The sequence below is a fragment of the Ideonella azotifigens genome (assembly GCF_021043325.1).
Classification (GTDB): Bacteria; Pseudomonadota; Gammaproteobacteria; order Burkholderiales; family Burkholderiaceae_C; genus Ideonella; species Ideonella azotifigens.
Window position 1 is genome coordinate 135,873 of the sequence record NZ_JAJNKD010000018.1, and the last position, 11,606, is coordinate 147,478.

General features: G+C 69.6%; 4 protein-coding genes. All 4 read left to right on the forward strand.

Translation table 11 applies throughout. The annotated features are described in order from the left end of the window. Positions 1–98 precede the first annotated feature (98 nt). The 4 genes from LRH25_RS33355 (at position 99) to LRH25_RS27115 (ending at position 11,453) form a co-directional block, all read left to right on the forward strand. Complete coding sequence (locus LRH25_RS33355) at positions 99–1,928, forward strand: amino acid adenylation domain-containing protein (protein ID WP_445663772.1); 1,830 nt, start codon at positions 99–101, stop codon at positions 1,926–1,928. Beyond that, positions 1,925–6,403, forward strand: a complete 4,479-nt coding sequence (locus LRH25_RS27105; RefSeq protein WP_231012881.1) for a type I polyketide synthase — start codon at positions 1,925–1,927, stop codon at positions 6,401–6,403. Before LRH25_RS33355 ends, LRH25_RS27105 begins: the two co-directional genes overlap by 4 nt. Before the next feature lie 16 nt (positions 6,404–6,419). Next, positions 6,420–9,731 (forward strand): non-ribosomal peptide synthetase, encoded by a 3,312-nt coding sequence (locus LRH25_RS27110; protein WP_231012882.1) that lies wholly within the window; start codon positions 6,420–6,422, stop codon positions 9,729–9,731. A 501-nt stretch (positions 9,732–10,232) separates the two neighbouring features. Further along, the gene (locus LRH25_RS27115) at positions 10,233–11,453 is read left to right on the forward strand and encodes a hypothetical protein (protein WP_141291290.1); all 1,221 of its coding nucleotides are present in this window, start codon (positions 10,233–10,235) and stop codon (positions 11,451–11,453) included. Positions 11,454–11,606 lie beyond the last annotated feature (153 nt).

The window sequence follows — 11,606 nt, forward strand, 5'->3', positions numbered from 1 at the left end:
GCTGGAGCGACGGCGGCCCGGCCATGCCCGGCACGCAGCCGGTGCACCGGCAGATTGCCGCGCAGGCCCGCGCCACACCGGTCGCAATCGCGCTGGTGATGGCAGGCGAGGGCGGCGAGGAACAGTCGCTGCGCTACGACGCGCTGGAGGCCCGTGCCAACCAGCTCGCCCATGCGCTGCTCGCAGGCGGCCTGCAGCCCGAGCAACGGGTCGGCGTGGCCATGCCACGTTCGCTGGAACTGGTGATTGCGCTGCTGGCGGTGCTGAAAGCCGGCGCCGCCTTTGTGCCGCTGGACCCGACATTGCCGGCCGAGCGCCTGGCCTACATGGCGGCGGACAGCGGCGTGGCGCTGGTGCTCACGCTGCCAGGTCAAAGCCTGCCGGCGCTGGCTGCATTCCCGCAGCGGGCGGTGAGCGCCACGCTGGCCGCCACAGGCCCCACGCACGATCCCGCGCTGCCGGTGCACGCGGCGCAACTGGCCTATGTGCTCTACACCTCGGGCTCCACCGGCCGGCCCAAGGGCGCGGCCAATGTGCACGGCGCGCTGCACAACCGCCTGGCCTGGATGCAGCAGGCCTACCCGCTGGCCGCGGGCGAAACCGTGCTGCAGAAAACCCCCATCGGTTTCGACGTGTCGGTCTGGGAATTCTTCTGGCCCTTGACCATCGGCGCGCGCCTGGCGCTGGCCGCGCCCGAGGCGCATCGCGAGCCGGCCCGTCTGGCCGAGGCGATTCGCCGGCATGCGGTGAAGACGCTGCACTTCGTGCCCTCGATGCTGCAGGCCTTCCTCGCTGACGAGGCGGTGGCGCGCGGTTGCACCGGCGTTCGCGACATCGTCTGCAGCGGCGAAACCTTGCCTGTCGAACTGCAGCGCCGCCTGGTCGCCTGCCTGCCGCAGGCGCGCCTGCACAACCTCTACGGCCCGACCGAGGCCGCCATCGACGTGACCCACTGGACCTGCCGGCCCGAGGACGCGCCGTTGGCCCGCGCCGTGCCGATTGGCGCACCCATCGCCGGCCTGCGGCTGCGTGTGCTGGACGCCGACCTGAACCCGGTCAAGCCTGGTGCACCCGGCGAGCTGTTCCTCGGCGGCGTGGGCCTGGCCCGCGGCTACCTCGGCAAGCCGGCGCTCAGCGCCGAGCGTTTCATTGCCGACCCGCTGGCCGCAGACGGCTCGCGCCTCTACCGCACCGGTGACCTGGTGCGACACCGTGAGAACGGCCAGCTCGAATACCTCGGCCGGCTGGATCACCAGCTCAAGCTGCGCGGCCAGCGCATCGAGCTGGGCGAGATCGAGGCTCAGTTGCTGAGCCAACCGGGTGTGCGCGAAGCCGTGGTGGTGGCGCTGCCGGCCGCCGGAGCGCCTGCTGGCGCTGCACCGGAGCGCCTGGTCGCCTACCTCGCGCCCGAGATGGCGGGCGACGCTGTTGCCGCCCACCAGGCCGCGCTGGCCCGTGTGCTGCCGGCCTACATGCTGCCGGCGCGTTTTGTCACGCTGCCGCGTCTGCCGCTGAATGCCAACGGCAAGATCGACCGCAAGGCCTTGCCCGAACCACAGGCGCCAAGCGGCCAGGCCGCCGGCGGCGCGCCGCTGCAGCCAGGCGAGGCCGCGCTCGCAAAAGTCTGGGCCGAAGTGCTGAACCTGCCGGTGGCGCAGCTGGGCCGGGACGCCAACTTCTTCGACCTCGGCGGCCACTCGCTGCGCCTGGTCGCGCTGCAGGCCGCGCTGAAGCAGCGGCTTGGCTTGCAGGTGCCGCTGGTCGAGCTGTTTGCCCACACCACCATCGCCGCGCTGGCGCGGCACCTGGGCGCGCGCGAGCAACCCGCCGCCAGCGCCGCGCTGCAGACCGCGGGTGACGACGCCGCCCGCCAGCGTGAGGCCTTGATGCGCCGCCGCCGTGCCGCCGCAGCAGGAGCGCTGCGATGAGCGAAGCCGCTGAAATCGGCGAGATGGACATCGCCATCGTTGGCCTGGCCGGGCGTTTCCCCGGCGCGCCGGACCTGGCCACCTTCTGGCAGAACCTGCGGGACGGTGTTGAATCGGTGCAGCGTTTCAGCGACGAGGCCTTGCGCGCGCAAGGCGTGCCAGAGGCCTTGCTGGCCGACCCAGCCTATGTGAAAGCCGGCGTGGTGCTGGAAGGCATGGCGCTGTTCGACGCCGGCTACTTCGGCCTGGCTGCCGGCGAGGCCCAGCGCCTGGACCCGCAGCAGCGTGTGTTCCTCGAAACCGCCGCGCACGCGCTGCAGCACGCCGGTTACGACGGCCCGTCGCGCCCGGTGCGCACAGGCGTCTACGCAGGCAGCAGCGCCAACCAGTACGTCTGGCGCCAGCTGCTGCCGGCCGGCGCGCTGGCCGACGAGGCCGCATTGCCGGCGCTGCTGAACGGCAACGACAAGGACGCGCTCGCACTGCGCACCGCCTACACGCTGGACCTGCGCGGCCCGGCCATCTCGGTGCAGACGGCCTGCTCCACCTCGCTGGTGGCCGTGCACCTGGCCTGCCAGGCACTGCTGAATTTCGAGGCCGACCTGGCGCTGGCCGGCGGCGTGTCGCTGAACCTGGCGCAGGGACAGGGCTACCTTTATCAGCCCGGCGGCATCCGCTCGCCCGATGGCTGTTGCCGGGCCTTCGACGCGCAAGCCGCCGGCACGCTGAGCGGCAGCGGTGTGGGCGTGGTCGTGCTCAAGCGCCTGGCCGAGGCGCTGGCCGATGGCGACACGGTGCATGCCGTGATCAAGGGCTCGGCGATCAACAACGACGGTGCCGGCAAGGTCGGCTACACGGCGCCCAGCGTCGAGGGCCAGGCGCGCGCCATCGTCGCCGCGCAGCGCGTGGCCGGCGTGGCGCCGGCCAGCATCGGCTACGTGGAGGCACACGGCACCGGCACGCCCATGGGCGACCCGATCGAGCTGGCCGCGCTGGCCCAGGCCTTTGCCGCGAACAGCGAAGGCCAGCCGGCCCGCGCCGCGCCTTGCGCCATCGGCTCGCTGAAGACCAACATCGGCCACCTGGACGCCGCGGCCGGCGTCGCCGGCCTGATCAAGACCGTGCTGGCGCTGCGCCACGCCACGCTGCCGGCCAGCCTGCACTTCGAGCGGCCCAACCCGCAGATCGACTTCTGCACAGGCGGCTTCGAGGTCAACGCCCGCACCCGGCCCTGGCCCGCCGGCGCCACGCCGCGCCGCGCGGGCGTCAGCTCGTTTGGCATGGGCGGCACCAATGCGCATGTGTTGCTGGAGGAAGCGCCACCTCCCGTGCACGCAGCGCGTGCCGAAGGCTGGCAACTGCTGCCGCTGTCGGCCCGCAGCGCCGCCGCGCTGCGGCAGGCCCAGGCCGAGCTGGACGCCTGCCTGGCAGCACCCGGCGCACCGTCTGCGGCCGACGCCGCGTTCACGCTGCAGGCCGGCCGCCGCGCGCTGGCCCACCGCAGCGTGCGCCTGGTGCCGCCCGGCGCCGGGCCAGACCAGGGCCAATGGCTGGCCGCCAGCCAGGTCGGCGCGCAGTCGCCCGAGCTGGTCTTCCTGTTCCCGGGCCAAGGCGCGCAGCATCTGCAGATGGGCCGTGCGTTGTATGCGCAGGCCCCCCTGTTCCGCAGCCTGGTGGACGAATGCGCCGAGCAATTGCGCCCGCGCCTGGGCCTGGACCTGCGCGACTGCCTGTTCCCGTCCGCCAGCGACGAGCGCGTGGCCGCCGAGTCCCTGGCCCAGACCGCGCTGACCCAGCCGGCGCTGTTTGTCGTCGAATACGCCATGGCCAGGCTGTGGATGAGCTGGGGCCTGCAGCCCACGGCCATGCTGGGCCACAGCGTGGGCGAATACGTGGCCGCCTGCCTGGCGGGCGTGTTCAGCCTGGCAGACGCTTTGGCGCTGATCGCCGAACGCGGCAGGCTGATGCAGGCCTTGCCCACCGGGGCGATGAGCGCGGTGGCGCTGGCCGAATCCGCGCTGCCGCCCGAGGTGCTGGCGCAGGGCTGCAGCCTCGCGGCGGTGAATGCCGAAGGCCTGTGTGTGCTGGCAGGCCCGTTGGCATGCATTGCCGCGGCCGAGCAGTTGTTGCAGGCAAGAGGCGTTGCCGTGCGGCGGCTGCAGGTCTCGCATGCCTTCCATTCGGTGATGGTCGAACCCGCGTTGCCGGCCTTCGAGGCCGCGCTGGCGCGGGTCTCGCTGCACCCGCCGCGCCTTCCTTTCATCTCCAACCTCAGCGGCCGTTTCATCACCGTCGAAGAGGCCACCAGCCCGGCCTACTGGGTGCGCCATCTGCGCGGCACCGTGCGCTTTGCCGATGGGCTGGACAGCTTGCTCGCCACGCCCGGCCGGCTGTTGCTGGAAGTCGGCCCCGGCGAGGTGCTGACCGGCCTGGCGCGCCGCCATGCCCGTGCTGGCGAGGCGGCGGTGTTGCTGGCCTCGCAGCCGCATCCACGCGAACAGGCGCAGGCCGAAGCCCACCTTGCCGGCACGCTGGCACGGCTGTGGCAAGCGGGTGCGCCGCTGGACTGGGCCGCCTGCCGGTCCGCCGAGGCCAGGCCACGCCGCGTGCCGCTGCCTGGCTATCCGTTCGAGCGGCAGCGGCACTGGGTCGAGGCCGGTCCGGTCGCATCGCTTGCGCCAGCAGCCGTTGGCCCTCGTCCGCTGGACGACTGGTTCGAGGTGATGCGCTGGCAGCGCGCCGAGCCGCTGCCCGCATCAATCGCCCGCACCGCCGGCCCGGTGCTGCTGCTGGGCCAGCACGGCGCGTTCGACGAAACCCTCGCCGCGATGCTGAGCGAGGCAGGCCATGCCGTGCAGCGCATCACGGAGTTCGAAGGCGATGACCACGCACTGGCCAGCCTGTTGCAACACGCCGCCGCTGCCCACGGCCCGCTGCAGCACATCGTGCACACCCTCAGCCTGCCAGCCGCGGACGACGCGCAGGATGAGGCCGTCTTGCAAAACGGGCTGTACAGCCTGCTCGCGCTGGTGCGGGCGCTGCACCGCGCCGGCCCGGCGGTACGGGCTGCGAAGTTGCGCATCACCGTGCTGGCCAGCCAGCTGGACGACATCACCGGCACCGAGCCGTTGCATCCCGCGAAGGCCGCGCTGCGTGGCCCGTGCGCGGCGCTGCCGCAGGAGTGGCCGGACATCGAATGCCAGCTGATCGACGCGCTGGACCCGGCCGGCGATGCGCGTGCGCAAGCCCAGCTGGCCGCGCAGGTGCTGGCCGAGCTGCAGTCGCCCGCGGCGCTGCCACAGCTGGCGCTGCGCGGCCCGCATCGCTGGGTGCAGCAGGCGGTCGCCGTCTCTCGCCCCAGGGCCGCGCCGCCGCTGCGCCGTGGCGGCGTGTACCTGTTCACCGGTGGCCTGGGCGGCATCGGCCTGGCGCTGGCCACGCACCTGGCGCGCCATTGGCAAGCCAGGCTGGTGCTGCTGGGCCGCTCGGCCTTGCCGGCACAGAGCGACTGGCCGGCACTGCTGGCCGATCCGGCCACCCCCGCCGCGCTGCGCCAGCGCCTGCAGGCGCTCGAAACGCTGGCAGGCGAGGGCGGTGAGTGGCTGGCGCTGCAGGCTGACGTGAGCGATGCGGCCCAGCTGCGCGGCGCGCTGCAGGCGGCACGGCAGCGCTTCGGCACCGTGCACGGCGTGATCCACGCCGCAGGCCTGGCGGGCGGCGGCGTCATGGCCCAGCGCGACCCTGCCGCAGTGGCCGCCGTGATGGCGCCCAAGCTCGCTGGCGCCCGCGCGCTGGTGCAAGCCTGGGACGGGCCCGCGCCGGACTTTGTCGCCCACTGCAGCTCGATGGCCGCCATGGTTGGCGCCTTTGGCGATGCCGACTACGCAGCCGCCAACGCCTGCCTCGATGCCCACGCCCAGTGGCTGCGCCGCGAGCGCGGCTGGCCGGCCTGGTCGCTGCTGTGGGACAGCTGGCGCGAGGTCGGCATGGCCGCGCACCGCCACCCCGATGCCGCCATCAGCCTCTCGCCTGCGCAGGGCGCCGAAGCCTTCGAGCGCGTGCTGGCCGGGCCGCCCGCGGCGGTGCTGGTCTCGCCGCAAGGCCTGGCCGCCAAGCAGGCCGCGGCGCGCTCGCTGGACTTCGGCGACGCGCTGCCTGTCGCCGCGCCGCGTGGCCCGGCGGCTCATGCGCGCCCTGCGCTTGCGGTGCCGTTTGCAGCGCCCGAAGGCGAGCTGGAGCAGGCGTTGGCGGCGCTATGGGGCGAGACCTTGGGCTTCCACGGGATTGGCCGGCGCGACAGCCTGTTCGAGCTGGGCGGCGATTCGCTGACCGCCCTGCAACTGCTGACCCAGGTGCGCCAGCGCTTTGGCGTCACGCTGCACCCGGCCGAGCTGTTCACCGAACCCACGGTTGCCGGCCTGGCCGCGCTGGTGGAGCTGCGCCTGATCGAACAGATCGGCGCCGACCTTTCCTGAAGAATCGCCTTTTCGCATGAGCACTTTGCACAACATGGCAAGCCGCCGCGCCAGCCTGACCCCCGAGCAGCAAGCCAGGCTGGCGGCGCAGCTCGCCGCGGGCCTGCGCGGCGATGCGGCGCCGGTGGCCGCCGGCATCCCTGCGCTGCAACTGGCGCGTGCGCCGCTGTCGCATGCCCAGCAGCGGCAATGGTTCCTGTGGCAGCTGGACTCGCAGGCAACCACCGCGCACATGGCCGAAGTGCTGCGCCTGCAAGGCGTGCTGGACACGGCGGCGGTGCGCGAGGCGTTCCAGTCCCTGGTGGCCCGGCACGCTTCGCTGCGCACCGTGTTCCAGGCGGGTGAAGACGGCCTGGCGCAACAGGTGATCCATCCCGAGATGGCGATTGAGGTGCCTCTTATCGACCACCTAGGCGAGGCGCCAGGTGCCGCCAGCGTGCAGGCCACGCTGCAGCGCCTGCTGCTCACGCCTTACGACCTGGCGCGCGGCCCGCTGCTGCGCGTGGCGCTGGTCCGCCTGGGGCCAGAGGACCACCTGCTGGTACTGGGCATGCACCACATCGTGTCAGACGGCTGGTCCATGCAGCTGCTGCTGCGCGAGTTCGGCCAGTTGTACGCGGGGCAGGGCGCGCTGCCGGCTTTGCCCATCGCCTATGCCGACTACGCCGCCTGGCAGACCCGCTGGCTGGCCGAGGGCGAAACCGCGCGCCAACTGGCCTACTGGCGCCAGCAGCTGGGCAGCGAACACCCGGTGCTGCAACTGCCGGCGGACCATCCGCGTCGCGCGGAAGCTGCCCACCGGCTGGCCCGCCTGGAACACCCGCTGCCACCGGCGCTGGTGCAGGGCTTGCGCCGCCTGGCGCAGCAGCAGGGCGGCACGCTGTTCATGGCCTTGCTGGCCGGGCTGCAGGCGCTGCTCTACCGCTACACCGGCCAGCGCGACATCCGCGTCGGCGTGCCCATTGCCAACCGGCATCGCGCGCAAACCGAAGGCTTGGTCGGCCTGTTCGTCAACACGCAGGTGCTGCGCAGCCAGCTGGACGGCAGGATGCGCCTGCACGAGCTGTTCACCCAGGTGCGCGAGGCCGCGCTGGGCGCGCAGGCGCAGCAGGACCTGCCGTTCGAGCAACTCGTCGAGGCCTTGCAGCCCGAGCGTCAGCTGGGCAGCAGCCCGCTGTGCCAGGTGATGTTCAACCACTTGCGCGCCGATGGCAGCGCCCGCCCCGCGCTGCCGGGTCTGAGCGTGCAGCCGCTGGACCTGGCGCTGGACAAGCCGGCCGTGTTCGAGTTGAGCGTGACCGCGGTGGAAGATGCAAACGAAGGCGGAAACGGCGGCCTGCGGCTGGACTTCGGCTACCCGCAAGAGCTGTTCGAACGCGCCACCATCGCCCGGCTGGCCGAGCATGCCGAAGTGGTGCTGCGCGCCTTGGCCGAAGCACCCGAAAGCAGCCTCGCCGAACTGCCGCTGCCGCATGCCGACGAACAGGCCTGGCTGGCCGCCGCCCACAACCCGCGCCGCTTCGGCGACGCGCCGCCGCTGCACACGCTGTTCGCCCGCCAGGCCGCGGCCACGCCAGAGGCCATCGCGCTGCGCTGCGCCGGCCGCAGCCTGCGCTACGCCGAGCTGGAAGCCAGGGCCAACCGGCTGGCCCACGCGCTGCTCGCCCGGGGTGCCGGCCGCGAAACACTGGTGACCATTGCCTTGCCGCGCTCCATCGAGATGGTCGTGGGTCTGCTCGCGATCCTGAAGACCGGCGCCGCCTACCTGCCGCTGGACCCTGGCCTGCCGCCGGAGCGCCTGGCGCTGATGCTGCGCGACAGCGGCGCCGCGCTGCTGCTGGCCGCCCAGCCGGCGCCACCGGGCGCGAACCTGCCCGTCTTGATGCTGCAGGACCTGGACCTGACGCACGGTCCCGCTCAAGCGCCGGCGCAGGCCGTGCATGGCGAGCAACTCGCCTACGTGCTCTACACCTCCGGCTCCACCGGCCGGCCCAAAGGCGTGATGGTGCGGCACCACGCGCTGTCGCACTTCCTGCTCAGCATGCGCGACGAAGCGCCAGGCCTGGGCCCGCAGGATGTGGTGCTGGCCTTGACCGCGCTGTCTTTCGACATTGCCGCGCTGGAACTCTGGCTCCCGCTGATCAGCGGCGCACAAGTCGTGCTGGCCGATGCCGACGCCTTGGGCGATGGTCGCGCGCTGGCGCAACTGGTGGAAGCCAGCGGCGCCACCGTGGTCCAGGCCACGCCTTCGGGCTGGCGCCTGCTGCTGGCCGCCGGCTGGCCGGCAAACGGTCAGGCCAGGCTGAAAGCCTTGTGCGGCGGCGAGGCGTTGCCGCCGGACCTGGTGGCTTCGCTGCAGGCGCTGGGCGTGTCGCTGTGGAACCTCTACGGCCCCACCGAAACGACGATCTGGTCCAGCGCCGAGGCCGTGCCGCCGGGCGGCGAACCCTGCATCGGCCGCGCCATCGCCGGCACCACGCTGCACGTCTTGGACGCAGACCTGCAGCCCGTGCCGCTGGGCGCCGCCGGCGAGCTGTACATCGGCGGCGTGGGCCTGGCCCGAGGCTACCTGCAGCGGCCCGGCCTCAGCGCCGAGCGCTTCATCGCCGATCCTTTTGGCCACTACGGTGCGCGCCTCTACCGCACCGGCGACCTGGTGCGCGCCAGCGCCGATGGCCGGCTCGCCTACCTCGGCCGCAGCGACCATCAGGTCAAGCTGCGCGGCTTCCGCATCGAGCTGGGCGAGATCGAAGCCCAGCTGCTGGCCCAGCCCGGCGTGCGCGCCGCAGTGGTCATGGCCCGCACAGGCCCCACCGGCCTGCGCCTGGTGGCCTACATCGCGCATGGCGGCGAGCCGCTGGACGACGCCATGCTGCGCGCGGCCCTGGCCCGCGTGCTGCCCGAATACATGCTGCCCTCGGCCCTGGTGCAACTGCCCACGCTCCCGCTGAACGCCAACGGCAAGGTCGACCGCCACGCACTGCCCGAACCCGGCGCCGCGCTGGACGCTTCTGCCTACGAGGCACCCGAAGGCGACACCGAGCAGGCACTGGCCGCGCTTTGGCAGGACCTGCTGGGCCGACCTCGCGTGGACCGTCGCGACCACTTCTTCTCACTGGGCGGCCACTCGCTGCTCGCCGTGCAACTGGTCGCCCGCCTGCAGCAATCCGGCCATGCCGACTTGGCGCTGAAGGACGTGTTCCGGCTGCCGGTGCTGCAGGACCTGGCTGCGCACCTGGATGGCCTGCGAACTGCTGCGAGCAAGCAAGGACGGGATGCCGATCAGGCGCTGTTGGCGATGGATGCGTTTTTGGATAGCCTAGCTTGAACGGCTGTGTCAGGCTGATGTGAGTCGTTCGCGGTCCAATGCCGGAACGGCAGCAACCGCCGACACCGGTCGTTGACCGCCACTGGCCCTGACCGGCCGCCTCACATTTGGAACCGGCCACTCACTGCGGCGCTTACCGCGTTCCGATTCGAACGACGGCTGCTGCACGCTCTGGCAGGCGCATGTCGTCGACCCGTTGCCGCCCCCGGACTGATCAGGCAGACCAGCCGAAAGCAGGCACTCAACGATCTGGTTAAGCCGCGACCAGCTACTGCGAGAGGCCCGCCTGAGTCGACGGCTTGTGTACCGTCAGCTTGAACAAGCCTGTGGACCACCATATGGCGGCTCGACTGAGTGATTGTCTCGCCTCAGCATGCTGGAATGTTCGGAAATTGGGCAGTTTTCCACGCCAAGCCAGATCAGCGAACTGGCCAGAATCTGCCGTTCTTGGCGAACTCGTTAGTATTTAGCCACCCCAGCATCAATCAATACTTCCTTCCGATGACTGTCGTTGCATTGCTTAATTACGAGGGTGTACCCGTGCTGATTGCCGACTCGATGATCTCCATCGAGCGAAAAGGTGATTCCATACCAATTCCTACGCTCGGCGACACCAGGAGATTCGATCTTCCCTTTTCTATCGTGGATCTTCGGCGGAAGCTTGTTCGCGTCAATGAGAATTGCGTCCTAGGATTTGCCGGCACCGTCAAATTAGCCAATGAATTCATCGCGAAGCTGCTTGAAGCAAGCGGAACCACAGGCGTTATTACTCAAGAGATTTTTGAGTCAACCTATTACGAATTTGACGAAACCGCCCGAACGGAGGTCGGAGTTGTTGGATTCTCCTGGGACCCACAGGAAGGAGTGGGCTACTTTCTCAAGCTCAATGCTGCGATGATTGACCTACCGTACTTGGGTAAATGTTTCGTGGCCGGCTCGGGCGCCGAGGCCTTTGCCAGGTGGCTGGCAGCCTTCGGGAACGGAATGATAGGCACTGAGGCCGCAGACGGCTCGCCGTTTGTATGCGCCGAGGATCAAGCGTATTCAGTGCTTGGTCGCCTAGTCAATTTGGACTCAATGCAGCTTGGCCAAGACACAGTCCCGCCGTCCATTTGGAAGGGATATGGCGGCTGGTACGAGGCGATGCATTTCCAAGTAAATGGATTCCAAAGTGCAGAACGACTTACGCTATTCGACCTGTCGTGCGAGCAAGGTAGCAAATCAATAAAATTGACTCGAGTCTATTTAAATCATATTGTCGGCGATGTAAATGTTGTTATCTCTGCCGCGTATGATGCTCCAATTGAAGGAGTCGCAACCGAGCGCGACTATATTTTCCAAATACCAGTTAGCGACTTCTCCAAATACCTCATAAGGCAGGATCGCCACCAACTCATTCCCCGCGCAAGCTTCAACGACCTTGCCCAAGCAATAGAGAAGGTTGAGAACGCCGTGTGCCACCTGCACGTAGGCCATGTATGGACCGAGGAAAGCATGCGTCGCCAAATGGCCGAGGACATGAGGTGGGAGTTGCTTGGCGATAAGGCAATGGCGATTCAACGATTTGTCGAATACAAATTGAAGGAACGAGCAGAGTCAGCGCCCTTCCGACTTGAAGTAGCCACCGACATTCTTTCGTTGCGCGTCTCACGCGAATGGCTGGCCTCGAAGCTTCCTGGAGTGACATTCAAGTCGGGCTTGCTCATCGATAGCTATGACTGACCACTCGCGTTGCGCCGTTCACAGGCACAGGCAGGCCTACCTAGTCGGCCCTGAAAATCTCCCAAGTCGTTGTCCTGAAACGACTTTCGGGTGATATCCGATGGTCAGATCTCCCGAGAATCAATCCAATGGAGATCGGTTTCTGGGAGTTCT

Excerpts from the sequence above, each read along its gene's own strand:
- LRH25_RS33355 (WP_445663772.1), top strand. The coding sequence starts at position 99 with ATGGCAGGCGAGGGCGGCGAGGAACAGTCGCTGCGCTACGACGCGCTG.
- LRH25_RS27115 (WP_141291290.1), top strand. The coding sequence starts at position 10,233 with ATGACTGTCGTTGCATTGCTTAATTACGAGGGTGTACCCGTGCTGATT.
- LRH25_RS27110 (WP_231012882.1), top strand. The coding sequence starts at position 6,420 with ATGAGCACTTTGCACAACATGGCAAGCCGCCGCGCCAGCCTGACCCCC.
- LRH25_RS27105 (WP_231012881.1), top strand. The coding sequence starts at position 1,925 with ATGAGCGAAGCCGCTGAAATCGGCGAGATGGACATCGCCATCGTTGGC.